The sequence below is a fragment of the Paraburkholderia sp. ZP32-5 genome (genome assembly GCF_021390495.1).
Classification (GTDB): domain Bacteria; phylum Pseudomonadota; class Gammaproteobacteria; order Burkholderiales; family Burkholderiaceae; genus Paraburkholderia.
In genome coordinates this window covers 1498462-1524701 of sequence record NZ_JAJEJP010000002.1, presented here as the reverse complement: position 1 = coordinate 1524701, position 26240 = coordinate 1498462, and the positions used below count along the sequence as shown (strand labels likewise).

Here is a 26240-nt window from a genome sequence, read left to right as displayed (position 1 = left end):
GCGTGGTTCTGCCTGTCGATAAAAATCAGTGTTCCAGAATCCTGGACAGAAAATCGCGCGCCCGCTCCGAGCGAGGCGCGCTGAAGAAAGCATCGGGCTCGGCGATTTCGACGATGCGCCCGCCGTCCATAAAGACGATGCGGTCTGCCGCCTGGCGCGCAAAACCCATCTCATGCGTGACGACGACCATCGTCATGCCGCTTTGCGCGAGTTCGAGCATCACGGCGAGCACTTCGCTGACCATCTCCGGGTCGAGCGCGGAGGTGGGTTCGTCGAACAGCATCACCTTCGGCTGCATCGCCAGCGCGCGCGCCAACGCGACGCGCTGCTGCTGGCCGCCCGATAGCTCGGCCGGCACCGCATCGGCCTTGTGCGCGAGACCGACGCGCGCGAGCAGCCGGCGCGCGATCGCCTCGGCTTCGCCGCGCGACTGGCGCAGCACCTTGCGCGGCCCCATCGCGACGTTCTCCAGCACCGTGCGGTGCGAGAACAGGTTGAACGACTGGAACACCATGCCGATCTGCGCGCGCATTGCGGCGAGCGCTCGGCCTTCTTCGGGCAGCCGTTCGCCCGCCAGCAGAATCTCGCCGGAGTCGATCGTCTCCAGCCGGTTGATGCAGCGACACAGCGTCGACTTGCCCGAGCCCGACGGGCCGATCACGACGACCACTTCGCCCGGCGCGACATCGAGATCGACGTCGAACAGCACCTGCTGCGCGCCGAACGATTTGTTCACGCCGCGCAGCGACACGAGTGCCGCGGCGCTGGCGAGCTTCGCGCTGTCGTTCATGCCCATCGGTTCATGCCCATGTCAGTTGCACGGTGGCCTTCAGTTGGCCGACCGCCGCGCCGCGCACGTTGCGCAGCACCGGGTCGGCCCATTTCGCGAGCGCCGTGCCTTCGGTTTCGAGCGGCAGGCCGAGCTGCTGCAGCACGGCGATCGTGGTGGCGTACACCGCGCTGAAGTCGCCGTCGGCCATCTTCACCGCGACGCCGATACCGCTGCTGCGCACACCGATCGTGTGCACACCGTCGGCGCCGACCTTGGCGACCCAGTCGCCGTTCGATGCTTCGGCAAGCGCGAGATCGCAGCGGCCGGTGCCCGACACCATCTTCGGATGCGCGGCCATCGCCGAGAAAATGCGTTCGAGCGCCGCGTCGGTTGGCGCGTCGGCGCCGGATACGCCGGTGGCGAGCTTGCCCCACATCATCGCGAGACGCGACAGCGGCATGCCGATATTCGGCGCGCTGCATCCGTCGATACCGAACCACAGCTCGGACGCGGGCAATCCGGCGAGCCGCGCGACTTCGCCGCTGATCTGCTGCTGCAGTTCGTGATCGCGTTCGAGATAGCTCTCGCGCGCATAGCCGTGCATGCAGCAGTAGCCGAGAAAACCCGCATGCTTGCCCGAGCAGTTGTGATGGCGCTGGTCGAATACGCTGCCGCGCGGCGGCAAATCGTTTTCGCCGTAGTGGTCGGGCATATGCACGCCGCAGCGTAGGTCGGATTCGGCGACGCCGATCTTCGCGAGCATCGACGTGACCGCGTCGACGTGAATGTCTTCGCCGCCGTGGCTCGCGCAGCTCAGCGCCAATTCGGCCGCAGTGAACCCGAAATGATTCGGGCCGCCGTCGCGTACGAACGGCAGCGCCTGGAAGGGCTTTAACGTCGAGCGGGAAAACACCCATGCGTGCGGATCGCCCGCATGGGCCAGCAACGTGCCGGAGGCATCGACCACCGCCACCGATCCCCAGTGGATCCGCTCCACATGAGCGTTACGGGTGGCGACGACGAGCGGGACGTGCGAAGGGAAGGTCATTGCATTGGTTTGGATTTGGAGCAGATAACGGCGAGTTTAATTATTGCAAAAAAAAGCATTTAGACGTAATTTCGAAAATGGTTTTGCACTGGACGCAACACAAACATGCCTTCGAAAAATGCGAAAGAAGTCGGCCTGGACCATCTGAGCGCGATGCGCGCGCTCGTGCGGATCGTCGAACTGGGCAGCTTTTCCGCGGCCGCACGCGAGCTGAAGGTGGCCACTTCGACGATCGCGCGCAAGATCGGCGCGCTGGAGGCGATGCTCGGCGTGCCGCTGCTGCATCGCTCGACGCATCACGTCGCGCTGACCGAGGCCGGCAGCCTGTATCACGCGCGCGCGGTATCGATGATCGCGGACCTCGACGACACGCTGCGCGTGGTGGCCGAACTCGATGCGGCGCCGAGCGGGCCGCTGAAGCTGACCGCGCCGGTCGCGTTCGGGCGGCGCTATCTGGCGCCGCTGGTGGCGCCGTTCCTCGAACTCTATCCGGCCGTGCAGCTCGATCTGCGCCTGACCGACAACCACAACGACATGGTGATGGGCGGCTTCGACCTCGATATCCACGAGGGAGAGAACTATCTGGACAACCTGATCGTGCAGCCGTTATCGCGCAACGACAGCATCCTGTGCGCATCGCCCGCGTACCTCGCGCGACGCGGACGGCCGCGCACGCCGGCCGATCTCGCGCAACACAACTGCTTGCGCTATCTGCATCCGGAGGGCGATCCGCGTTGGCATCTGAAGAAAAACGGCCAGAGCGCGCAGTCGATTCTGCCTTCGGGCAATCTGCAATCCGATCACTCGGAACTGCTGCTCGAAACGACCCGCGCGGGGCTCGGCATCGCCGAGTTCGAGATCTGGCTGATTCGCGATCTGCTGGTCGCTGGCGAACTCGAAGTCGTGCTGCCCGATTACCGGCTCGCCAACGCGTTGACCGGCCGGCAGATCTACATGGCGTATCTGCCGAACCGGCGCTTTTCGACCAAGGTTCGTGTGCTGCGCGAGTTCATGGCGCAGCGGTTGAAGGGGATTGGCGAGTTGCCGGACCGCAGTCTCGTGCCGTGTCTCGCCGATGAGGTTTGAGCGCGGGTTTAAGCGTGCATCTCAGTTGAGCGGGCAGCGGCTCACTGCGCAATACTCGCAACCGTCAGCTTCTCCGCGGCCGGCAGATCGAAGCGGAATGCGGCGCCGGTTTCCGCGCGATCGAGCAGGCGGATCTGGCAGTGATGCAACTGCAGCATGCGCTGCACGATCAGCAATCCAAGACCGCCGCCTTGCGCGCCGCCCGAACTGAGCGGGCGTTCGAACAGTCCGTCGCGCTGTGTTGCGGGAATGCCCGGGCCGGTGTCGCTGACCGTCACCGACACCTTGCCGTCCTGAGCCACGAGATCGACGGTGATCTCACCGTTCGCCGGCGTGTGGCGAACCGCGTTATCGAGCAGGTTCGTCAGCACGCGCTCGATCATGCCGAGGTCAGCGCTGACGTTCGGCAGCCGGGCAGGGATGTTGGCGCGCAGCCGGATATGTCGCGCCGCGGCCGGCAGCTCGAATTTCTGGAACACGTCCTGCACCAGATCGGCCAGCGAGAACTGTTCGAGCGCGAGCTGTACGCTGCCGTGTTCGAGCCGCGCCAGTTCGAATAAGGCCTGCGCGAGTCGCCCGACTTTGATGCTTTGCGCGAGCGCGATCGCCAGATAGCGCTTGCGTTCCGTTTCGCCGAGCGTGTCCGCCTTCAGCGACAGCATCTCCAGATAGCCGTGCAGCGAGGTCAGCGGCGTGCGCAGGTCGTGCGAGATATTGGCGATCAGTTCGCGCCGCTGCTGGTCCTGTCGGGTCAGTGCGCGCCATTGTTCGCCGATGCGGCTCGCCATCTGCGCGAAGGTAGTTTCGAGCACCGCGATATCGTCACGCCGGCCGGCCGCTGCCGAACGCGGTACCGCCGGCTGCGTATCGGGCTCACCATCGGCGTCGAAGCGGCGCATCGCTTCGGTCAGTCTGCGCAGCGGCCGCGTGATCAGATCGAACGCGAACAGGCCCGCGACGAGGCCGAGCAGCGCGACCAGCGCCATCGACCACAGCGTGGTGCGCAGCACCGAACTGGCGGCCACGCGCGCGGCGAGCGCGTCGTGTTCTTCGCCGAGCAGCACGACATAGATATAGCCGGACGGCTGCTCGCCGGTCAGCCGTAACGGCGCGGCGCTGAACACCTTTTTGCCGTCGACGCTGCGCGGATCGTCGCCGAGAATCGGCAACGCGTGGCCGGAAATGAATTGCCGGATCGGCGCGAGATCGACCTTGTCGCGCTTCACATGGCCCACGGGCGCATCGTCTCCCTGGATATGCCCCTGACTGTCGAGCAGATACACCTCGACGCTCGGATTGACCCGCATCAACTGACCGAACAACTGACGCACCGCGTCGGGTCGCAGACCATTCGCGTCCATCAGCGTGGTGCGATGAGCGATGTGATCGGCGAGGTCGCGCGACAGGTTTTGCACGACTTCCATTTCGTGCAGATCGCTGGAGCGGATCTGCAGCCACGCCGACGCGCCGCAGCATGCCAGCAGCAGCGCGGAAAACACCAGCGAGAGCCGCTGCGTCAGGGTCAGGTTCACGGGGTGTCCTTGTGTGCGTCGGCGGGCGCGGGCGTGTCGCCTGGTGCCGCCAGTTTGTAACCGCGTCCCCACACGGTCAGGATGCGCTCCGGTTGCGCGGGATCGATTTCGATCTTCGCTCGCAGCCGGTTGATGTGCGTGTTGACCGTATGCTCGTAGCCCTCGTGCTGATAGCCCCACACCGCGTCGAGCAGGTCGATCCGCGAAAACACCTTGCCGGGATGCCGCGCGAAGAAATACAGCAGATCGAATTCACGCGGCGTCAGTTCGAGAGACTTGCCGTCCACCGTGGCTTCACGTGTCAGCGGATCGATCGTCAGACCCGCGACGCGCAGGCTGCCCGCGTCGATCCGCGAATCTCTGGCCAGCGCTTCGACGCGCCGCAGCAGGGCTTTCACGCGCGCGACCAGTTCGAGTACCGAGAACGGCTTCGCCAGATAGTCGTCGGCGCCCAGTTCGAGGCCGAGAATCCGGTGCACTTCGCTCGACCGCGCGCTGGTGATGATGATCGGCGTGTAGCGGGTCATCGCGCGGGCGCGCCGGCAGATTTCGAGGCCGTCGACGGCGGGCAGCATCAGGTCGAGGATCAGCGCGTCCCAGCCGCCTTGCTCCAGCAGTCGAAGTCCTTCGTTGCCGTCGGCGCTATGCACGACCTCATAGCGCTCGTCGCGCAGATGAATACTCAGCACGGTGGCGATGTCGACGTCGTCTTCGACGATCAGGATACGTTTCGGGTGGTCCATGGAAGCGTTCAGACGCGCGCGGGGGCGGGGTCGATGCGGTTGGAAAAAGTTAAGAAAGCGGTCGAAAAAAGCGGACTTCGCGACGAAGCCGGCCGTAGCGCCATTGTGCAAAATTTCCGGCCGCCGAGTTATCACATTTAATTTAACTTTTCGTGAGGACTTCGATACCGCTGTCGCCCTAGCATAGCCGCAGTTGCCGTGAATTCGGCGCAAGGAGCGCACATCATGAAAGGCAGAAGACAGTTCCTGTTGGGTGGCGCGGCCGCGGTGGCGGCGCTGGCGGCCGCGAGCCGCTGGCGTGTCGGGGAGGCCGCACCGGTCGAAGCCAGCGAGACGGGCGAGCACTTTGACGTCGTCCATACGGACGAGCAGTGGCAGGCGCTGCTGAGCCCGTCGCAGTATGCGGTACTGCGCCGCGAAGGCACCGAGCGCCCTTACAGCAGTCCGTTGAACGACGAACATCGGACCGGCGTATTCGGCTGCGCCGGCTGCCGGCTGGATCTTTTCGCGTCGAGCAGGAAGTTCGACAGCCACACCGGCTGGCCGAGCTTCTGGGCGCCGCTCGACCATGCGGTGGTCACGCGCGCGGATCATTCGTTCGGCGTGTCGCGCACCGAGGTTCACTGCCGGCGCTGCGGCGGCCATCTCGGTCACGTGTTCGACGATGGTCCGCGGCCGACTGGCCTGCGCTATTGCATGAATGGCGTCGCCTTGACCTTCACACCGGCTGCGGCCTGAGCCGGCGCAATGACAACGAATACAACGAATCGCTTCCAACAACGTCCGGAACCCACATGCTACTCATCGTTCTCGCCTATCTCGGCGGTGCCCTGACGATTCTCAGTCCGTGCATTCTGCCCGTGCTGCCGTTTGTTTTCGCGCGCGCCGATCAGCCCTTCGTGCGCAGCGGCTTGCCGCTGCTCGCGGGCATGGCGCTGACTTTCGCGCTCGTCGCCACGCTCGCCGCGGTAGGCGGCGGCTGGGTCACCCAGGCTAACCAGTATGGCCGCTGGCTCGCGGTCGCGTTGCTGGCGATCTTCGGCCTGACGCTGCTGTTTCCACGTTTCGCGGACCACTTGATGCGTCCGCTGGTCAACGTCGGAAATCGCCTTTCGAACTTCGCGCAGGCGGACGGCCGCGAGACTCGCATCGGTTCGTCGTTTCTGCTGGGCATCGCGACCGGTCTGCTGTGGGCGCCGTGCGCTGGTCCGATTCTCGGCCTCGTGCTGACCGGCGCGGCCTTGCAAGGCGCCAGCATCGGCACCACGCTGTTGCTGCTCGCGTATGCGGCGGGTGCCGCGACGTCGCTCGCCATCGCGCTGCTGATCGGCGGGCGGGTATTTACGGCGATGAAGCGCTCGCTGGGCGCGGGCGAATGGATTCGCCGCGGCATCGGCGCGGCGATGCTGTGTGGCGTGGTGGCGATTGCACTCGGTCTGGATACCGGTCTGTTGACGCGGATATCGACGGTCGCGACCGGCGGCATCGAGCAAAAACTGGTGGACAGGTTCGCGCCTCATGCGGCACCCGGCAACGCGGTAGCGACGGCCGACGCCGCAGCTAGCGGCGCGGGCAACGACATGATGATGTCGGCGCAACCTGCCGCAAACGGCGCGATGATGCGCGCGGCGCAACCCACGCCGGATGCCGCCGCCGCGTTGCCGGTCGAGGGCGTATTGCCGCCGCTCAACGGCGCCGTCCAATGGCTGAATTCGCCGCCGCTGACGATGCAGGACCTGAAGGGCAAAGTCGTGCTGATCGATTTCTGGACCTATTCGTGCATCAACTGCCTGCGCTCGCTGCCGTATGTCAAAGCATGGGCGCAGAAATACAAGGATCAGGGGCTCGTGGTGATCGGCGTGCATGCGCCGGAGTTCGCGTTCGAACGCAATATCGACAACGTGAAGAAGGCCACGCACGACCTCGGGGTCGACTATCCGGTCGCGATCGACAACAACTACGCGATCTGGCGCTCGCTGAACAATCAGTATTGGCCGGCGCATTACTTCGTCGACGGCAAAGGGCAGATCCGTTATCACCATTTCGGTGAGGGCGACTACGCGGAGTCGGAAAAGGTGATCCAACAACTGCTCGCCGAAGCAGGCCATGCCGATGCTTCGAAGATCGCGATCGGTATCGATAAAGCCAGCGCGCAAGGCGTCGAGGCGGCCGCCGACAATGCCGACATCCAGTCGCCGGAAACCTATATCGGCTACGAGCGCGCGGAGAATTTCGCGTCGCCCGGCGGCGAAGCGCAAGACAAGGTGCACACCTATGCAGCGCCGTCACAGCCCGGCGTCAACGCCTGGGGGCTGGCGGGTGCATGGAAGGTGGGCGCTGAATCGGCGACGCTTGAAGCGCCATCGGGACGCATCGTCTACCGCTTTCATGCGCGCGATCTGCACCTCGTGCTGGGTCCGGGTAAGGACGGCAAGCCGGTGCGTTTCCGCGTCAGCGTGGATGGTGCGGCACCAGGCGCCGCGCACGGCACCGATGTCGCCGCCGACGGCAGCGGCACCGTGACCGAACAGCGTCTGTATCAGCTCGTGCGCCAGAGCGGCGATATCGCGGACCACACGTTCTCGATCGAGTTTCTGGACCCCGGCGTGCAAGCGTACTCGTTCACGTTCGGCTGATCCGTGCCGGACGTCATGACTCAATCATTTTCAAGGAATCAGATCATGCAATCGAACTCTGTCCGTAACGCGGCTCGCAGCAGGCGTTCAAACCTCGTGAAACTGGCTGGATGCATCGCTGTCGCGGCGAGCGTGTTCGCCGCGCAGCGCTTCGCGAACTCGGCCGAAGCGGCGGTCAAGATTCCGGCGCCCACGCAGGACGAAAAAGTCGGCGCAAGCCATAGCGAGACCGCCGTATTCGCCGGCGGCTGCTTCTGGGGAGTTCAAGGCGTGTTCGAACACGTGCGCGGCGTCAAACAGGTTGCCGCCGGTTATTCGGGCGGGGCGGCCGGCACCGCGCAATACGAGACCGTCAGCGAGGGCGATACCGGTCACGCCGAGTCGGTGCAGATCACGTACGACCCGACGCAGATCAGCTACGGCCAGCTATTGCAGGTTTTCTTCTCGGTCGTGCAGGATCCGACCGAGCTGAACTACCAGGGCCCGGACCACGGCACGCAGTATCGCTCGGCGATTTTTCCGGCTAATGCGCAGCAACGCGGCATCGCGCAGTCTTACATCACGCAGTTGAACAACGCGCATGTGTTTTCAGCGCCGATCGTCACACGCGTGGAGGACTTCAAGGGCTTTTATCCGGCCGAGAACTATCACCAGAATTTCCTCGTGCTGCATCCGGACTACCCGTATATCGTCGTCAACGATCTGCCGAAGGTGCGGGAACTGCAGCGCATGTACCCGAAGCTGTATCTGACCGATCCGGTGCTGCTGAAGACGGGCGCGTAACGGAAGGCGTTGCCGCTTTGCTCATGTTCGGCTCATCTCTTGTGGCGCTCCGGATAACGCAGCACCGAATGATGGCGGCCATACGACAGATAAATCGCCATGCCGATCACGAGCCACACGACGAGCCGCAGCCACGTGACGAGCGGCAGGCCGACCATCAGCAGCAGACAGAACAGGATGCCGAGGATCGGCACGATCGGCACGCCGGGCACGCGGAACGGCCGCATCGCATCGGAATCGCTGCGGCGCAGATACATCACCGCGCCGCACACGAGCACGAACGCGAACAGCGTGCCGATGCTGACCATCTCGCCAAGCACGCCGATCGGCGTCAACGCGGCGACGATGGCAACGACCGTGCCGATCAGCATCTGGCTCAGATAAGGCGTATGCAAACGGTCATGCACGCGCGCGAAAAACGGCGGTAGCAAGCCGTCCTGCGACATCGTGAAGAAGATCCGGCTCTGTCCGTACAACAGCACGAGAATCACCGTGGTTAGCCCGGTCAGCGCGCCGATCTTGATCAGAATCGAGAACCAGTTCATCCCGATCGCATCGACGCCTTTCGCAATCGGATCGGGCACGTTCAGTTCGCCGTACGGCACGAGCCCGGTCAGCACACCCGCGACGAGGATATACAGCACCGTGCAGATCACGAGCGAGCCGAGAATGCCGATCGGCATGTCGCGCTGCGGCTTGCGCGCTTCCTGCGCGGCGGTGGACACCGCATCGAAACCGATGAACGCGAAAAACACCACCGCCGAGCCGCGCAGAATCCCGCTCATGCCGTAGTTGCCGAACTCCCCGGTATTGGCCGGGATAAACGGATGCCAGTTTTCCGGCTTGATAAAGAAGAAGCCGATCGCGATGAATGCGACTACCACGACCAGCTTGACCGCGACCATCACGTTGTTGATCCGCGCCGATTCCTTGGTGCCGAGCACGAGCATCGTGGTCAGCACCGCGACGATAAAGATCGCCGGCAGATTGATAAGGCCGGTCACCGTGCTGCCATCGGCGAGCTTGACGACCGTGCCGGGCGCCGCGGAGAGGGTAGCGGGAATGTCGATGCCGACGTTGCGCAGCAGGCTCACGATATAGCCGGACCAGCCGACCGCGACGGTCGCCGCGCCCATCGCGTATTCGAGGATCAGGTCCCAGCCGATGATCCACGCGAAGATTTCGCCGAGCGTCGCATACGTGTACGTGTAGCTGCTGCCGCACACCGGCAGCATCGCCGCGAGTTCCGAATAGCACAGGCCGACGAACGCGCACGCGATACCGCCCAGCACGAACGACAACATGATGCTCGGTCCCGCGAACTGCGCGGCGGCCGTACCGGTCAGCACGAAGATGCCGGCACCGATGATCGCGCCGATGCCCATCGCGGTGATGCTGGCCGCGCCAAGCGTTTTCGACAGCTTGTGACCTTCGTCCGCGTCGGCACTGCCGACGATATCGGCAACTGTCTTCCGCGCCATATAACCCGTATCAGCCATGATGAGTCGTCCCGTTCGATTGTTGATTGGGCACGAACCGGCTCGCATTGCGTCGGCTCGCGAAGCACGACAGCGACAGCATCCGTTGCCGCGCAACGGCAACGGTCATGCGTAAAAGCTTGATTGGCGGACGGAAGTCTGAATTCAGTCTAGGCCGGATCAAAAGCAAAGTGAATAAGAGGGTGTGCGATCTGCCCGTTATCTGCCCGTTATCGGCCGGTCATCGGCCTGTTGCCCGCTTGCGGATTTCACGCGCTCCGCGGCTTTCCCAAAGGGTTTTCCCCGATCGAATCGGTGCCCGCACGCGCCGCGTTGTCTCTTATACTCGTTTCGCCTATCCAAAATACTTTTCGAAACTACGAAATTGAAGCCGACCGACCGCGCACTGAGCATCTTCGAGGCGTTTGAAGCCGCCTGCCGGCCGCTCGCGCTGTCGGAGCTGGCCGAGGCGTCGGATATGCCGGTCAGCACGAGCCACGGCGTCGTGCGGGTGATGATCGAGCGCGGCTATCTGTATGTGACGGGCCGCCGCAAAGAGCTGTATCCGACTCGCCGCCTCGTCGACATGGCGCTGACGATCGCCGCGCACGATCCGTTTCTCGAACGGATCGAACCGCAACTGCTCGCACTGCGCGAGGCGACGTCGGAAACGGTGATCGTCGGCAAGCGGCAGGGCGATCAGATCGTCTATCTGGTCGTGTACGAGGGGCCGCAGACGATTCGCTACAGCGCGCCGGCAGGGGCGAGAAAGCCGCTGCATTCGACCTCGATCGGCAAGGCGATGCTCGGCGAACTCGACGACGCGAGCCTCGCCGCATGGCTCGCGAGCGCCGAACTCAATGCGATCACCGGACACACGCTGACGGCGGCCGATGCGATCGCGAACGACATCGCCGAATCGAAGCGGCGCGGTTACTTCCTGACGCGCGGCGAGAGCGTCAGCGACGTGTTCGCCGTCGCGATGCCGGTGCACCTGAATCGCGAAGTACTCGGCATTGCAGTGGCCGGACCTCGCTACCGGATGGAAAACGCGCTGGACAACATCGCGGCGCAAATGCACGCGGCGCTCGCGCAGATCGAAACCGACGCGCGCCGCGGCACACCGTAGCAAGCAGAAGATAGGCAACGCACGACAAGCAATACGTATAAGGACACAACCCACGGAGACGCTGATGCAAGGATTGCGCTTGACCCGAAAGTGGCGGATTCAACGACTCGCCAGCCTGCTGATCGCTGCCGGAGCACTGGCAGGCATGATGAATGTTGCTCACGCGGACGACACCATTACGCTAAAAATGGCGCATCAATGGCCTGACGACCCGAACGACTACGTCGTACAGACCGGCAAGAAATTCGCGCAGGAAGTGGAGCAGAAATCGGGCGGCAAGATTCATATCAACATCTTTCCGGCGGAGTCGCTGGTCAAGTCGTTGAACATGCACACCGCGCTGCGCAGCGGCAGCACGGATCTCGCGATCTATCCGTACATCTACGCGGCGGGCGCGATTCCGCAGTTGAACCTGATCCTGCTGCCGGGTCTGTGGAAAACGCACGACGACGTCTACAAGTTCCGCACCTCGCCGGTGTGGAAGGAGCTCGAAGCGAAGATCGAAGCGTACGGTTTCAAGACGCTGTGCTGGATCCAGATTTCCGGCGGCGCCGCATCGAAATCCAAACCGATCAATCTGCCCGCCGATCTGGACAAAATGAAAGTGCGCGGCGCCGGCAAGATGATGGAAGCCGCGTTGCAAAGCGCGGGCGCGAGCACGGTGTCGATGGCCTCGTCCGAAACCTATAGCGCGATGCAGTTGGGCCTACTCGATGGCCTGTGGACCTCGTCGGGTACGTTCGGCTCGTTCCGCATGTACGAAGTGGCGAAGTACTACAACTCGCCGGAGAACTACAGCATCTACTACACGATCGAGCCGATCGCGATCAGCATGAAAACGTGGAACAAGCTCACGCCCGCGCAGCAGAAGATTCTGACGGACGTCGGGCAGAGCCTCGAACAGCAGGCATTCGAAGGCGCGAAGGCCGACGACAAGCGTGTCGCGCAACTGTTCGCGAGCCACGGCGTGACGATCCACAAGATGACGCTCGACGAATGGAATCAGTGGCAGGCGCTGTTCCAGAAAGTCAGCTTCCCGAAGTTCCGCGCGGAAGTGCCGGACGGCGGCCGTCTGCTCGACCAGAGCCTTGCGCTCTACAAGTAATGAGGCTGTGATGCGCGCCGTAATCGATCGCTTTTCACGTGCATTCGATGCGCTCTGCCGTGGCGTCGCGCTGTCCGTCGGCGCCGCGGTGATCGTCACCGTGCTCGTGATTTCCTACGGCGTGCTCGCGCGCGAGGTGCTGCGTCTATCCGACGTGTGGGTCTCCGAAGTCACCACCTACCTGATGGCTTACATGACCTTCGTCGGCATGGCGGCGCTCGCATGGCAGGGAAGGCATCTGAAGGTCGATGTGCTCAGCGCGCATCTGGGCGAGCGCGGCAAGCAGGTGCTCGCGTGTATCTCGACGTTGATCGTGACGGCGGTCGCGCTCGCGATGACCCGCCTCGCGATCGATTTCTGGTGGGACGCCTGGACGAGCGGCGAGCGCTCGTGGGGGATGTTCTCGTTGCCGCTGTGGATCCCGTACACCGGCTTCGTGGCCGGCATGCTGCTGCTGTGCGTCGCGCAGATCACGCGCCTGCTGACGATCGTCTTCGCCAGCGAGCCGAAGGGCCGCGAAGTCGCAATGGACGACATGCTGCTCGGGAGAAAGGAATGAACCAGATCCTGATCGGCGCGGGCATGTTCGGCGGGTTGCTCGCGACGCTGTCGCTCGGCGTGCCGATCGCGTTCGCGCTGTTGTTCGTCGCGCTCGCGTCGCTGTACATCACGGGCGGCGGCTGGGACGCGCTCAGTCTGATTCCGAGCACGTACTGGGGCTCGGTCGCGACGCTGGCGCTGACGTCGGTGCCGATGTTCATGTTCATGGGGGCAATCGTGTCCGCATCGGGCATGGGCGCGCGCCTGTACTCGGCGCTCGCGAAGATTCTCGACGGCGTGCCCGGCGGCCTCGCGGTCGCGACGACACTCGCCTGCGGCGTGATGGCGGCGGTGTCCGGATCGAGCGTGGCGACGGCGGCGGCCATCGGCGGCTTCGCGGTCGCCGAAATGCGCCGCCACGGCGTGCCGCAAGGACGCGCGTGCGGCGCGGTGGCGGCCGGCGGCACGCTCGGCATCCTGCTGCCGCCGAGCATCCCGCTGATCATCTATAGCGTGATCGCCGAGCAATCGATCGGCAAGCTGTTCATCGCGACGCTGGTGCCTGGCGCGATCATGGCGGCCTCGTTCGGTGCCTATCAGATGATTCTCGCGATTCGCGACCGCGAGCACGGCGGCGCGGCAGGCGCGGCGGGCAAAAAGCAGCGCACGCGGCCGCTCGCGAGCGTACGTGAACGGATCGTCGCGCTGAAAGACATCGGCCCGTTCGCGCTGTTGATCCTGATCATTCTCGGCTCGCTGTATCGCGGACTCGCAACGCCGCAGGAAGCTGCATCGCTCGGCATCGTCGCGAGTCTGGTGCTCGCGGGTGTCGTATATCGCGAACTGTCGTGGACCAAGTTCCGGCAGATTCTCGTCAACGCCGCGCAAAGCAGCGTGATGATTCTCGCGGTGATCTCATCGGCGATCGTGTTCGGCTATGTGATGACGACGAGCCAGGTCGCGCAGTCGCTGACGCAGACCGTCGCGGCCGCGCATGTGCAGCCGTGGGTGCTGTTTATCTGCATCAACGTGCTGCTGATTTTTCTCGGCTGCTTCATGGAGACCATCGCGATCATCGTCGTGACGATGCCTGTGCTGGTGCCCGTGGTGCAGGCGTATCACTGGAATCTGATCTGGTTCGGCGTGGTGGTCGTGATCAACATGGAGATGGCGCTGATTCATCCGCCGGTCGGCCTGAACCTGTTCGTCGTTCAGAGCGTGGCGCCCGACGTGCCGTTGCGGCGTATCGTGCTCGGCACGCTGCCGTACGTGTTCATCATGATGGCCGTACTCGCGCTGATCGGCGTGTTCCCCTCACTATCGACGATGCTGCTCGGCGCGAGCTAAGCCGCGCGCCACGAATCAAGGAGCTCACATGCAAATACGAAAAGTGGCCGGCGCGCTGGGCGCGGAAATCTCCGGCGTCGATCTGTCCAAAGGTGTATCGCGCGATCTGGCCGCCGAACTGCGCGGCGCGCTAAACGATCATCTGGTTATCTTCCTGCGCGATCAGGATTTGAACGCGCGGCAGTTTCTCGACTTCGCCACCGCGATGGGCGAGCCGATCGAATATCCGTTCGTGAAGGGCATCGACGGCTATCCGACGATCATCGAAGTGAAGAAGCTCGAAGACGAGCGGAGCAATTTTGGCGGTATCTGGCACTCGGACACCACGTATCTGCAAGTGCCGCCGATGGGCTCGATGCTGTTGTCGCGCGAAATTCCGCCTTATGGCGGCGACACGATGTTCGCGAATCAGCAGCTCGCGTACGAGGCGCTGTCCGATACGATGAAGCGGTTGCTCGAAGGCTTGAAGGGCATCAATTCGTCGGCGAAGGCGGACGTGTCGCGCACGCGCGAGGATCGCATCCGCACCGATGGCAAGGACACCAAGGTCGAGGATCTGGTCGCGCTGCATCCGATCGTGCGCACGCATCCGGAGAGCGGGCGCAAGAGCCTGTACGTGAATATCGCGCATACGGTCGGTATCGACGGCATGACGAACGATGAGAGCGCACCGCTGCTGGAGTTTCTGTTCCGGCATCAGGTGAAGCCGGAGTTCACCTGCCGTTTCGTGTGGACGCCGAATGCGCTGGCGTTCTGGGACAATCGCTCGGCGCAGCACAATCCGGTCAACGACTATCACGGCTTCAGGCGGGTCATGCAGCGGATCACGCTCAAAGGGGATGTGCCGCGTTAAGAGGCAATGAGGCCGTCGCCCGATAACGCGTCATCTCCGCTTCGATCCACGCGGCGAACGCAGCAAGCGGAGCCCAGTCGCGCTTCTGCTCCGGAAACATCAGATAGGTCTTCTGCGAGTTGATCGCCGCGTAGTCGCTGACGCGAACCAGTTGGCGCGTCGCCAGTTCCTGCTCGATCAGCACGCGCGGCAGCAGCGCCACGCCGAGGCCGGCGACCGCCGCGCGAATCGCCATGATGAAGAAATCGAAGAAATGATCGCTGCCATCGCGCAGCAGGTGCCGGGTTTCTTCAAGCCCCGCGGTTTCGCTCCATGCCATCCATACCGTCGGCAGATCGCGCGTGTGAATCCACGGCATCGACGCGATATCACGCGTCGCAAGTTCGTCGGCAACGGCGGGCGCCGCCACCATCCATACTTCGTCGTCCGCCAGCAGAAGTTTGCTGGCGAGCCCCGGCAGCGGCGACTGTTCGAAGTGAATCGCGACGTCGAAGCTCAGATCATGGAAGTAGGTGGGCTGATCGCGACCGGTCAGGCGCACATGGATGTCTGGATAGAGGCGCTGAAATCCGGGCAGCCGCGGCACCAGCCACTGCGCGCCATACGTGACGCCGACGGCGACGCGCAACGTCGAACTTTCGCGGTTCGCGGCGAGCAGTTGATGAGTGTCCTGGCGGATCTGCTCCAGATTGATACGGATCCGATGCGCGTAGTCGGCGCCGGCTTCGGTCAGCACCAGACGCTGCTTGACCCGCTCGAATAGCGCGACGCCGAGGCTCGCTTCGAGTTCGTTGACCTTTTTGCAGACCGCGCCGTGCGTCTGATTCAATTCGGCGGCGGCCTTCGAAAAGCTTTGATGACGGGCGGATGCTTCGAATGCCTGCAACGTGCTCAGACTGGGGATTCCTCGGCGCAATGACACGGCTGGCCCTCCACGGACAAACCGGTCATTTTAGTGCCATGCCCGCCACCGGTGCGCGGCGCCGCTCGGGGTCGAGCATCAGCGCGAGCGCCGCGCCGATGATCATCGCGACCGCAATGCCGATGAACGCCAACTGGAACGAGCCGGTTTCATCGCGCACCCAGCCGATCAGATACGGCATGAAAAAGCCCGACGACACGCCGATGCTGGTGATCAGCGCAATACCGGCCGCCGCCGCACGATCGGTCAGGATGCGGCTCGGCATCTGCCAGAACGTGCTGATGCTGCAGAAACACGCAGAGGTGCCGACGGCTAGCACCGCCACCGTGACGAGCGGCGAACCCAGATAGAGCGCGCTCGCGAGCGCCGCCGCGCAGACCAGCAGCGGACCCGCCACATAGAGCGCATGCACGCGCGTGCGGCTGACGATCCTGCCCCACACGATCACGCTGACCACGGCGACGGCAAACGGCGCCGACGTGATCAGTCCGATTTGCGTCAGCGAATAGTGCGCGCCGCCGTTGAACGTCTTCACCACTTGCGGCAGGAAGTACAGCAGCCCGATGATTCCCGAGTTGATGCCGAAGTACACGAAGCCGAGCCCCCAGACCTTCGGGTTCGTCAGCGCGGCGCGCACGTTGTGCGGTTGCACCGTCGTCGCGGCGCCTTGCTGCTCTTGCGACAAAGCCGTGCGAATCGCCTGGCGGTCGGCGTCGCTCAAACCTCGCCACGCATGCGGGCCATCGGGCAGATAGAACCACGCGACGGCGCCGAGCACGACGGCCGGCAGCCCTTCGAGCATCAGCATCGCGCGCCAGCCGGTGACGCCAAACACGCTCACGTGCTGCATGATCCACGTCGACACCGGTGCGCCCAGCATGCCGGTCAGCGGAATCGACATCGTGAACAACGACATCATCCATACGCGGTTGCGCGCGGGCATCCACAGCGTCAGGTAGTACACCATGCCCGGATACAGGCCGGCTTCCAGCACGCCTAGCATGAAGCGCGCCGCGTACAGCCAGTGAACGTCGGGCACGAGACTCGTCAGCGACGACATGATCCCCCAGCTCACGAGGATGCGGGTCATCCAGCGCCGCGCGCCGTAACGATGCATGCACAGATTGCTCGGCACCTCGCACAGGATGTAGCCGAGAAAGAACAGACTCGCCGACAGTCCGTATTGCGCGGCGTTCATGCCCAGTTCCGCGTTCATCGTCAACGACGCGTAACCGACGTTGGCGCGATCGAGTTGATTGGCCACGTACATCAGCACCATCAGTGGGGCGAGGCGCCATACGATGCGCTTCATCAGGTCAGGCGGCAGTGCGTTCTCGGTAGCGGGATTCGGCATCGGAAGTCCGGTCGTACGAAGAGAGGAGGGCGTGGTTCAGGAGAACATTTAGCACTCGCCGAATTTCCGTGGCAATCCACGAAAAGTATCTCTCCTGTGACATTTAGGAAGTCCATTGACAAAAGCTCACAGGACATTGAGCAAACCGCCATCGACGCCGGTATTCCAACGCCACACAATGAGCACTGAAAGCGCGCTGTCCGCGAGCGCGGCAGCAGCGCATTTTTTCTCTCATTGCAAAGGTGTCGTATGTGCGTGACCGATTTGAACGACGACTATCAGATCCCGACTCCCATCGGCGGCAAACTGCCGGTGCCGCGCGTCTATGAAAACATCGAGGACGAACGGCGTCACTGCAAGCTGAAGCTCGCGGCCGGGTTCCGGCTGCTCGCGCGTTTCGGGCTGACCGAAGGTATTGCCGGTCACGTGACGGTGCGCGACCCGGAGCACGCCGACCGTTACTGGGTCAATCAATACGCGCAGCACTTCTCGACCATTCATCCGGACGACCTGATGTGTATCGACAGCGATGGCGGCGTGCACTATGGGACGGGGCCGATCAACGCGGCGGCGGTGGCGATTCATTGCGGCATTCATCGCGTCAATCATTCGGTGACGGCGGCGGTGCATACGCATACGACCTATGGCCGGGCATTCGCCGCGCGCGAAAGACTACTCGAACCGATCAACCAGGAGGCCTGCCAGTTCTATGAAAACCACGTGGTGTTCCGCGGCGACATCGTCGTGCTGGCCACGGACGAAGGCGAACGGATCGCGCGGACGATGGGCGATTGCAAGGCCGCAATCCTGTTGAACCACGGGTTGCTGACGATCGGCTCGAGCGTCGATGCCGCGCTGTACCGTTTCATTGCGATGGAGCGTTGTGCGCAGGTGCAACTGCTCGCCGAGGCAGCCGGACCGTTGCAGCCGCTCAGCGCCGACGAAGCGCGCGCGACGCGTCGGCATCTGGCGTCGGACTATGTCGCGTGGCTCGGTTTTCAGGGCTTGTATCAGCAGGTGCTTCGCGAGAATCGGGATTTGAGTGTTTACGCGGGGAGTTTGTCGCAGTGAAGCGGCGCGGAGCCAGCCAGCCGCCAACCCGCGCAGACCCGCTCCGCGCCAGACAGATCCGGCAAGCTCCGCCGCAACCCTTTGCTTAAAACTCGGTCCGGGCCGAAAAGCGGATCGAGCGCGCCGGCCCGACGATCAGCAACCCGTTACCTGCGGCGGAATAATGCCGGTCGTTGGTGAGGCGATTGACGTTCAGCGCAAACGTCGTGCGATGGCCCGCGATACGCGTTGCGTAGCCGGCGCAGAGCGTGTACACCGTGTAAGCGGGGATGAACGCCTGATTCGCGTTATTGACCGCTTGCGCGCCGGTGCGGAACATGCCCGCGCTCAGACTGCTGCCGGGCAGGATACACGGGTGATAGGTAACGCTCATGCTCAGCGTGAAGTTGGGCGTGTTCTCGGGTTGGGTGCCCGACAGCGCCGGATTCGACGCACCCGAAGTGCCTGCATGCAGATACTGACCAGCGACGTTGAATGACCACCCCCGGTTGACTTCACCGCCAAGCGACGCCTCAACCCCCTAGTAGATCGAGCGGCCGTCGACCAGAACACATTCTGCTCGTTGAGCTGCTCGGTACCGCGGTTGATGTCGAAGTACGCGAGGGTCGTACTGAGGCCGTAAAGAGCGGTCGAACGGATACCGATTTCCTTCTGCTTCGCAGTGGTCGGCAACAGCGTCTGGAATGCGTTGACGGCCGTGGTCGGCGCGAGCCCGGTTTCCTGCAGCCCAGTCATATAACTCGCGTAGATCAAGGTATCGGGGCGCAACAGAAAAGTTACGCCGATGGCCGTCAGGCGATTGGCGATCGTCACCGCGCCGTAAATATAGACGCCGGTGTCCCGGCTGTCCTGCGGCAGTTCGACGATCGGCGTGGTACGCACCGGTGCGGGCAGCACGACTCGGTTGAACAGGTTCTGCGGCGTACTGACCGACTGCACCGGCGGATTGTTCTGATAGCGGTCGTTTTACATCAAACCGAACGTCAGATGATGCTGAAAATGCGATCGGCGAGAGGGGTCACTGGCCGAGTTGCCGGGAGCATCGCTGAATGGCGCGACGTGGCTCGGGCACTGATGTGGAAATCCGCTTGTTATCTGTTTATTTCCTCATCGATAAGGAGAATGTAGTTATTCAGAATTCGTCCTGGAAGGGCAAATCCAGCGATCGCGATCGACTATTTCGATATCCGGCTCGCACGTCGATGCGTGCATGCAACGATACGTTCAGACAATGAGCCAGCCTGGCCGATCGGTGCGAGCGGCCAGGCTGAAAACGTTCGGGATGGTGATGGCGCGGTAGGGCCTGGTGATCAGGCAGCAGGTGCAACCGACGCGCCGGCAATGCCATGCCGCGCGAGCGAGGCCGAAACGAAGCCGGACTTTTTCATCTCTTCGACGAATTGCCGCAGAACCGCCGCTGCCGCGTCACCGCGTGTTTTGGGCGTGCCCATCGCCTGCTGGATCACCATGAAGCGCTGATCGAGAAGCCGCAATCCCGGCAGCTTGCGCGCGTCCGCCTCGAGTTGCTGCTTCACGCCCGCCGCGACTTCGAGGTTCTGTTCGACGAAAGTCTGCACGACGGTCGGTGAGGTTGGCGCACGGACAATCTGCGCGGCTTTCAGCTCGCGCGACAGATACAGGTCGTACGCGCTGCCTTTGCCAACCGCGACGCGATTGTGCGAATGATCGACATCCTGGTTGGAGAGAATCGGTGAGTTCTCGCGAACGAGGTAGAAGCCCTCTATCAGCACATAAGGCGCGGTAAAGGCGATCGCCTGGCCGCGCAGCGGATCGACCGCGAAAAAACCGATATCGGCGCGCTCGTCGCCCACGGCTTCAACGGATTTGCCCGCCGCGTCGAACACCACCAGTTCCAGTTCGACCGCGAGGCGTTCGGCAAACGCGCGCGCGAGATCGATCGATACGCCGACAGGCTCGCCCGAAACTGGATCCCGGTTGGCGAGAATCGGGTTGCCGAGATTGATCGACGCGCGCAGCTTCCCAGTCGGCGTGAACGCGGTGACGACAGCTTGATCGATGTTCATGGATACTCCGGGTTGGCCGCATTCGGCGAGCGCGGTTCAAGGTTTGAGAATTCCGCTGATGCGCGACAGCGCCTCGAGCGTATGCAACAGATGCTGACGGAGCGTTTCGGATGCCTCTTCGTTGCGCTCGCGTTCGAGCAGATCGAGCACATGCAGATGCTGCTTGCAGTGTTCCACATAACGTTCGCGGTGCTGCATCGATCGATAGGACAGCAACCGGCGAACCCGGTTGACGCGTTTGATCGCGTCGATAAAGAAGCTGTTGCCCGACGCTTCGACTAGCGATTCATGAAAACGCACGCCACGATCGTGCAGTTGATCCGCGGTATCGGTTTCGATTCCACCGGCGAGCAGATGAAGTTCGACGGCACGGCAGCGCTGCAGAATCCTGGGCGCAAGGTGATAGCCGGGTTCGAGCAGCGCCGCCGGTTCCAGTGCGAGGCGCAGACGGTACGACTGCAGAAGACTGTCCGTGGTTGTCAGCATCGGCGAGAATCGCCAGCCGTAGCCGGGCTTGCGCTCGGCCCAGCCCTCGTTAGCGATGCGCCCCAGTACGGCGCCCAGTTGCGCGCTCGTGAGGCTGTAGCGGCTGCGGATCAGTTGCTCCGGGAATTCATTGGACAGCTTGCCCGTCAGCAGGTCGTCGGCGATCTGGAAATACACGCGGGTGACGGGGTCCGTTTCATCGAGGCCCAGTTCTCCAACCACCTCGGCAAGCGGTTCGACAACCGGCTTTGCGACGAAGAAGCCGCGATTCTTTTCGCGCGTCAACATGCCTTTTTCGTGCAGCAGCGCGAGCGCCTCATTGACCGGCGAGCGCGACACCCGCAAGCGGTCGGCCAGCATCTGCGCGGGCAGATGGCTGCCGGCCTGCAGTCCTTCGGTCTTGATCAACTCGATGATCTGGGTCGCAATGGAACGCTCGATCATCGGAATGGTCCTTTTTGCCGGCGTGCAAGCGCAATGGTGGTCACGGTCAAGCCTTTTGTGCAGCCAGCGTGTTCTGCAATATCAGAGGAATTACGCCGCCGGAACGCAGCAGCCGACACTCCAGTTGCGTCTCGACAGCGGCAGTCGCCGCCACCGGTTCGACGCGCCCATCCGCGCGCACGACACGCACGGCAATCGCGCAGCGGGGCGACAGCGCATCGGCAGTTGCATCGACTTCGAGCATATCGCCAGCTTGCAGATCGAGTGTGTTCGGGCTGATGCCAGGTGCGAAGCGTATCGGCAGAATACCCATGCCGATCAGATTCGAGCGATGAATCCGCTCGAAGCTCACCGCCAGTACCGCGCGAATGCCGAGCAGGCGCTGCCCCTTGGCAGCCCAGTCGCGCGACGAACCGGTGCCGTACCGCTCGCCCGCGACCAGCACTACCGCGTCGCCGTCTTGCCGATAGCGCGTGGCGGCCTCGAAAATCGGCAGCACGTCGCCGCTCGGCACATGCAACGTATGAGCGACCGGCATGCCGGCCCGCAGCCGGTTCACCAGCGTGCGGTTGTAGAACGCCGCACGCATCATCACTTCCCAGTTGCCACGGCGCGACGCGAACACGTTGAGATCGTCGCGGTCGTCTCCGCGCGAGACCAGAAAGTCGGCGACGAAGCTGTCTTTCGGAATGCCGCTGGCAGGCGAGATGTGATCGGTCGTGATGTCGTCGCCGAGTACCAGCAACGGATAAGCACGGTAGCGGCCGAGCTGACTGCCTTCGGCGACCGACGCAAACGGCGGCCGGCGCAGCGCGGTCGACGTCGGACTCCACGGAAACCGCGCGCCGCTGGGTGCATCGAGCTCGTGCCATGACGGATTGCGGCTCGCCAGCGCGAACGCGCGCGGGTAGTCGAGCGGATCGGCCGCCGCGCTGACGAGTTCCGCAACTTGCTGCGTCGTCGGCCACAGATCGCTGAGATAGACCGGCTTGCCGTCGGCTGTTGTTTGAAGCGGCTCGCTGCTCAAATCCATCGCCGCGTTGCCCGCCAGTGCAAACGCGATCACGAGCGGCGGCGACATGATGAAACCGAGGTCCATGTCCGGATGGATGCGGCCGGGGAAGTTCCGGTTGCCCGACAGCACCGCCACCGGATAAACCGATTGGTCGGCCATTGCCGCGCGTATCGGTTCCGTCAGCGCGCCGGAATTGCCGATGCATGTCGTGCAGCCGTATCCGACGATATCGAAGCCGACCGCGGCCAGTTCGTCGAGCAGACCCGCGCGTTCGAGATACGCGGCGGCAGCAGGCGAACCGGGGCCGAGCGAGGTCTTGATCCATGCGGGCACCTTGAGCCCCAGCGCGCGCGCGTTGCGCGCAACCAGCCCGGCAGCGATCAGCAAGGCCGGATCGGATGTGTTCGTGCAACTCGTGATCGCGGCGATTGCCACGGGATGCGGCGGCATCGCGGGGTGCACGCGCGCGGGTTGGAATGCGAGCTTCGCCAGCGCGGCCGGCATCTGCGAATAATCGAGCAGATCCTGCGGGCGGCGCGGTCCTGCCACGTGCATGCCGATGCTCGCGAGATCGATGCTGATGGTTTTCGTATAGCGCGGCTCGTTGGCCGGATCGAACCACAGGCCGGTCTGTCTGGTGAACGCTTCGACCAGCCGGATCGCGTCGGCGGAACGATTCGTCGAGCGCAGGTAAGTCAGCGTGTGCCGATCGACCGGAAAGAATCCTGTCGACGCGCCGTATTCCGGCGCCATGTTCGCGACGACCGAGCGTTCTCCCGCGCTTAGCGTCGCGACGCCCGGCCCGAAGAACTCGACGAACTCGCCCGACACGCCGATCTCGCGGAGCCGGTGCGTGACGGTCAGTGCGAGGTCGGTGGCCAGCACGCCCGCGCGCAGCGCGCCGCTCAGACGGACGCCGATGACGTCGGGAATACGTTGCATCACCGGCATGCCGAACATCACCGTCTGCGCTTCGAGTCCGCCCACGCCCCAGCCGAGTACGCCGATGCCGTTGATCATCGGCGTGTGACTGTCCGTACCGATCAGCGTATCGGGCACGGCCCAGGTTTCGCCGGCGTGATCGACGACCGACACCACGCTCGCGAGCTGCTCCAGGTTGATCGTATGCATGATCCCGGTGCCCGGCGGATGGATCCGCACACCCTTGAGCGCACCGGACGCCCAGCGCAGAAACCGGTAGCGCTCAGCGTTGCGGCGAAGTTCGAGCTGCAGATTGAGCGGCGCCGCGTCCGGCCTCGCGAAATGTTCGACCGCGAGCGAGTGGTCGACCGACGAGTCGACCGGCAGCACGGGATTGAGCACTGCGGGATCGACGCCGGCTTCGGCGAGCGCGTCGCGCATCGCGGCGATGTCGACGAGCGCGGGAGTGCTGGTCGTGTCGTGCATCAGCACCCGACTCGGCTGGAATGCGATCTCCGTCTCGCTGGTCGCGCGCGCGGTCCAGCCGAGAATGCCTTCGACGGCTGCGCGCCGCTCGTCGCCATCCGTGTTGCGGACCACGTTTTCCAGCAGCAGACGCAGCACGACCGGCAGCTTGCGCAACGTGTCGCCGAATAGGCCGGGCAGATCGACATAGCGAAAGCTGGCGCCGTCGACCACGAGCCGCGCCTGGGTTGGGGAATAGTTGTTTTCCATTGCGCTATTTTTGCATTTGTATCTGGAAAAATGCAATCAAAGAAGCGTGCCTGTCAGAAAAAAGGGCTGGCGGGCGTGCCGTGCTGTTCAATCCGGCAACGGCGAACCAACAACAAGGACAACGACCGCGCCGTACCCGCTCGCCTGGTGACAAAAATCGGCCTGCGCGCAGGCGCAACACGGCTCGGCGCCGGATATCCAGCATCAGGACAAGGCCAATCCGACCTCGATGATCCTGTCCGTCGGCATGCTGATGCGTTGGATCGGCAAACATCGCGCGCAAGCCGCTTTGATTGCCGCCGCGGACGCGATCGACGCCGCCGTCGACACGGGGCTGGCCGATCGCGCAACCCGCACCGCGGATCTGGGCGGCACGATGAGCTGCCGCGCATTCGGCGCGCGGGTCGCCGACGCGCTCGGCTCGCGCCTGCTTCACGCCGATCCGATTTCCGGATAATGACTGGTTGAACTGGCTTCCTTCGTAAGGCGGGGCAGTCTACGATCATTGCGCCGGGCGCCGCATGCGGTGCCCGGCGTTGTTTGCCGCCGTTATCGTCGATCCAGCGTTCCATAGGGAGAATTCATGTCCGACCGTGCCGTCGATCCAGCCACCACATCGACCGCGGTCCTGGCCACCGCGCCGCATCGAGATGGGCTGACGCGCGCCGCGCCGTCCACTACCGGCGCCGATGCCGATGCGATCGGCGCTTTTCTCGACGACGTCGACGCGGCCGGCCTCGACCTGCATTCGTTGATGCTGTATCACCGCGGCCATGTCGTCGCCGAGGCATGGCGCTGGCCGTATCGCGCGGACCGCCCGCGCATCCTGCACTCGGTGGCGAAGAGCTTCACAGCGTGCGCGATCGGTCTGGCGCTGGCCGACGGGCTGTTCCGGCTCGACGACAAGGTCGTGGACTTTTTCCCCGAGGCGCGTCCCGCGCCGGACGCCTCAGCCGGCAATGGCCAGGACTGGCTCGCGCAAATGACGATCGAAGATCTGCTGACGATGCGCACCGGTCACGAAGGGGAGACCTCCGGCGCGGCATGGCGTTCGTTGCAGTCGAGCTGGATCGCCGAGTTTTTCAGGATCCCACTCGTGCATCAACCGGGCAGCGCGTTCATGTACACCAGCGCGGCGAGCTACGTGCTGTCGGCGATCCTGAGCCGCGTGACCGGCGAGACGCTGCACGACTATCTGAAACCGCGCATCTTCGAGCCGCTCGGCATCCACGGCGAAAAGTGGGACATCGGGCCCGACGGCATCAATCCGGGCGGCAACGGTCTGACGGCCACGATGGCCGATATGCTGAAGCTCGGCCTTCTGCACGCGCAAAACGGTGTTTGGGAAGGGCGCCGTCTGTTGCCTGAACAATGGGTGAAGCAGGCGACCCAGCCGCATGGCGAGCCGTTCAAATATGGCTATCACTGGTGGACCCGCGGCGACGGCAACTTCAGCGCAATTGGCCGGTTCGTGCAGATGGTCACGGTGTTCCCCGCGCATGGGGCGGCGCTTGCCGTCACCGGCGCAATCAAGGGCAGTGGACGATTGTTTCCGCATATCGACCGTTATTTTCCGGTGGCATTTCGTGATCCGAAGGCGGACAGCACCGCCGCACGCGAAGCCGCCGCGGCCGATGCGCGTCTCACGGCCAGACTCGCCGCATGGCAGAGCCCCGATGCGCCCGCGCCGTGGAAGCTCGCGGATCGCGCGGTGCGCGCGCCGATGAATTCCGGCGCGCGGCGTTTCACGATCGCGTCGAACCCGCACGGCGTGCAAACGCTCGAATTCGGTTTCGCGGACGATCGCTGCACATTCAGACTCATCGATGCGCACGGGCCTCACACGATCGTCGCGGGCTTCGACCGTTGGATCGAAACGCGTACCGACATGCCCGGCAGCGATCTGCATCACGGTTATCACCTGGTCCACAGCCCGGTCGTCGCGCGCGCGTGCTGGGTCGACGAACGGCGCTTGCAGATGACGTGGATTTTTGCCGAAACCGCGTTTCGCGACACTGTCATCGCCGAATTCGACGGCACGCGGCTCGTGTTCCGGCGGGAAGTGAACATCAACGGCGGCGCGCTGCGTCACGAGGATCTGAACGGCACGCTGTCGGACTGATCGAGGCGAGGGCGGACCACGACAGGCACAGGTCCACCCAATGCAGCCAGATGCTTGAGCGAACCGCCGCGCT

22 protein-coding genes and 2 pseudogenes are annotated in these 26240 nt (G+C 63.7%); 12 read left to right on the top strand and 12 right to left on the bottom strand.

The window, feature by feature from the left end:
- Nucleotides 1–25 precede the first annotated feature (25 nt).
- Both L0U82_RS25465 and L0U82_RS25460 read right to left on the bottom strand, forming a co-directional pair.
- A complete protein-coding gene (locus L0U82_RS25465; RefSeq protein ID WP_233835519.1) occupies nt 26–790 on the bottom strand; it encodes an amino acid ABC transporter ATP-binding protein in 765 nt (254 codons plus the stop codon).
- 10 nt (nt 791–800) lie between these two features.
- On the bottom strand, nt 801–1820 hold the full coding sequence (locus L0U82_RS25460) for an asparaginase (protein ID WP_233835518.1): 1020 nt from the start codon (nt 1818–1820) through the stop codon (nt 801–803).
- 105 nt (nt 1821–1925) lie between these two features.
- On the opposite strand from L0U82_RS25460, the gene L0U82_RS25455 reads away from it, so the two are divergent.
- Entirely contained in the window at nt 1926–2906 is a 981-nt protein-coding gene (locus tag L0U82_RS25455; protein WP_233835517.1) for a LysR family transcriptional regulator, read from the top strand.
- A gap of 41 nt (nt 2907–2947) precedes the next feature.
- Here the strand turns inward: L0U82_RS25455 and L0U82_RS25450 are convergent, their stop codons facing one another.
- Together L0U82_RS25450 and L0U82_RS25445 are read right to left on the bottom strand one after the other, a co-directional pair.
- Complete coding sequence (locus L0U82_RS25450; protein ID WP_233835516.1) at nt 2948–4438, bottom strand: sensor histidine kinase; 1491 nt, start codon at nt 4436–4438, stop codon at nt 2948–2950.
- Nucleotides 4435–5181 carry a response regulator transcription factor gene (locus tag L0U82_RS25445; RefSeq protein WP_233835515.1) on the bottom strand — a complete coding sequence of 249 codons (747 nt, stop codon included), beginning with the start codon at nt 5179–5181 and terminating at the stop codon, nt 4435–4437. The genes L0U82_RS25450 and L0U82_RS25445 overlap by 4 nt, the downstream gene beginning before the upstream one ends.
- A gap of 225 nt (nt 5182–5406) precedes the next feature.
- Here L0U82_RS25445 and msrB point away from each other — a divergent pair, with 225 nt between their 5' ends.
- Genes msrB through msrA form a run of 3 tightly spaced genes read left to right on the top strand, consistent with a single transcriptional unit; the run spans nt 5407 to nt 8600 of the window.
- Entirely contained in the window at nt 5407–5919 is a 513-nt protein-coding gene (msrB, locus tag L0U82_RS25440) for a peptide-methionine (R)-S-oxide reductase MsrB (RefSeq protein WP_233835513.1), read from the top strand.
- A gap of 56 nt (nt 5920–5975) precedes the next feature.
- Entirely contained in the window at nt 5976–7817 is a 1842-nt protein-coding gene (locus tag L0U82_RS25435; protein WP_233835511.1) for a cytochrome c biogenesis protein DipZ, read from the top strand.
- Nucleotides 7818–7862: 45 nt separating this feature from the next.
- Nucleotides 7863–8600: a peptide-methionine (S)-S-oxide reductase MsrA gene (gene msrA / locus L0U82_RS25430; RefSeq protein ID WP_233835510.1), complete on the top strand. Its 738-nt coding sequence runs from the start codon at nt 7863–7865 to the stop codon at nt 8598–8600.
- 32 nt (nt 8601–8632) lie between these two features.
- Here msrA and L0U82_RS25425 read toward each other — a convergent pair whose 3' ends face one another.
- On the bottom strand, nt 8633–10099 hold the full coding sequence (locus L0U82_RS25425; protein ID WP_233835509.1) for an amino acid permease: 1467 nt from the start codon (nt 10097–10099) through the stop codon (nt 8633–8635).
- 364 nt (nt 10100–10463) lie between these two features.
- On the opposite strand from L0U82_RS25425, the gene L0U82_RS25420 reads away from it, so the two are divergent.
- From L0U82_RS25420 to L0U82_RS25400, 5 genes are all read left to right on the top strand, one after another.
- Complete coding sequence (locus L0U82_RS25420; protein ID WP_233835508.1) at nt 10464–11207, top strand: IclR family transcriptional regulator; 744 nt, start codon at nt 10464–10466, stop codon at nt 11205–11207.
- Between the two features lie 79 nt (nt 11208–11286).
- Nucleotides 11287–12312 (top strand): TRAP transporter substrate-binding protein DctP, encoded by a 1026-nt coding sequence (gene dctP, locus L0U82_RS25415; RefSeq protein WP_233835507.1) that lies wholly within the window; start codon nt 11287–11289, stop codon nt 12310–12312.
- 10 nt (nt 12313–12322) lie between these two features.
- A complete protein-coding gene (locus L0U82_RS25410) occupies nt 12323–12871 on the top strand; it encodes a TRAP transporter small permease subunit (protein ID WP_233835506.1) in 549 nt (182 codons plus the stop codon).
- Nucleotides 12868–14199 (top strand): TRAP transporter large permease, encoded by a 1332-nt coding sequence (locus L0U82_RS25405; RefSeq protein WP_233835505.1) that lies wholly within the window; start codon nt 12868–12870, stop codon nt 14197–14199. Before L0U82_RS25410 ends, L0U82_RS25405 begins: the two co-directional genes overlap by 4 nt.
- A 28-nt stretch (nt 14200–14227) precedes the next feature.
- Nucleotides 14228–15052 carry a TauD/TfdA dioxygenase family protein gene (locus tag L0U82_RS25400; protein WP_233835504.1) on the top strand — a complete coding sequence of 275 codons (825 nt, stop codon included), beginning with the start codon at nt 14228–14230 and terminating at the stop codon, nt 15050–15052.
- Here L0U82_RS25400 and L0U82_RS25395 read toward each other — a convergent pair.
- Together L0U82_RS25395 and L0U82_RS25390 are read right to left on the bottom strand one after the other, a co-directional pair.
- On the bottom strand, nt 15030–15974 hold the full coding sequence (locus L0U82_RS25395) for a LysR substrate-binding domain-containing protein (protein WP_233835503.1): 945 nt from the start codon (nt 15972–15974) through the stop codon (nt 15030–15032). The two genes, L0U82_RS25400 and L0U82_RS25395, sit on opposite strands and share 23 nt — an antisense overlap.
- Nucleotides 15975–15999: 25 nt before the next feature.
- Nucleotides 16000–17328, bottom strand: coding sequence for an MFS transporter (locus L0U82_RS25390; RefSeq protein WP_233835501.1), 1329 nt, complete (start codon nt 17326–17328; stop codon nt 16000–16002).
- A 249-nt stretch (nt 17329–17577) separates the two neighbouring features.
- Between L0U82_RS25390 and L0U82_RS25385 the strand changes: the two genes are divergently transcribed.
- On the top strand, nt 17578–18399 hold the full coding sequence (locus L0U82_RS25385; RefSeq protein ID WP_233835499.1) for a class II aldolase/adducin family protein: 822 nt from the start codon (nt 17578–17580) through the stop codon (nt 18397–18399).
- Nucleotides 18400–18484: 85 nt separating this feature from the next.
- On the opposite strand, the pseudogene L0U82_RS39765 reads toward L0U82_RS25385, so the two are convergent.
- From L0U82_RS39765 to acnA, 5 genes and pseudogenes are all read right to left on the bottom strand, one after another.
- Nucleotides 18485–18859 (bottom strand): annotated as a pseudogene (locus L0U82_RS39765) (TonB-dependent siderophore receptor); the annotation flags it as partial.
- Nucleotides 18775–19212 (bottom strand): TonB-dependent receptor domain-containing protein, encoded by a 438-nt coding sequence (locus L0U82_RS39760; protein WP_326489778.1) that lies wholly within the window; start codon nt 19210–19212, stop codon nt 18775–18777. The gene L0U82_RS39760 and the pseudogene L0U82_RS39765, both read right to left, overlap by 85 nt.
- Before the next feature lie 497 nt (nt 19213–19709).
- A complete protein-coding gene (locus L0U82_RS25375; protein WP_233835497.1) occupies nt 19710–20444 on the bottom strand; it encodes an ABC transporter substrate-binding protein in 735 nt (244 codons plus the stop codon).
- Between the two features lie 36 nt (nt 20445–20480).
- Nucleotides 20481–21374, bottom strand: coding sequence for a GntR family transcriptional regulator (locus L0U82_RS25370; RefSeq protein ID WP_233835495.1), 894 nt, complete (start codon nt 21372–21374; stop codon nt 20481–20483).
- Between the two features lie 46 nt (nt 21375–21420).
- Nucleotides 21421–24045 carry an aconitate hydratase AcnA gene (acnA, locus tag L0U82_RS25365; RefSeq protein WP_233835493.1) on the bottom strand — a complete coding sequence of 875 codons (2625 nt, stop codon included), beginning with the start codon at nt 24043–24045 and terminating at the stop codon, nt 21421–21423.
- 169 nt (nt 24046–24214) lie between these two features.
- On the opposite strand from acnA, the pseudogene L0U82_RS25360 reads away from it, so the two are divergent.
- Nucleotides 24215–24502: pseudogene (locus tag L0U82_RS25360) on the top strand (isocitrate/isopropylmalate family dehydrogenase); the annotation flags it as partial.
- A gap of 126 nt (nt 24503–24628) precedes the next feature.
- Nucleotides 24629–26167 carry a serine hydrolase domain-containing protein gene (locus L0U82_RS25355; RefSeq protein WP_233835491.1) on the top strand — a complete coding sequence of 513 codons (1539 nt, stop codon included), beginning with the start codon at nt 24629–24631 and terminating at the stop codon, nt 26165–26167.
- Nucleotides 26168–26240 lie beyond the last annotated feature (73 nt).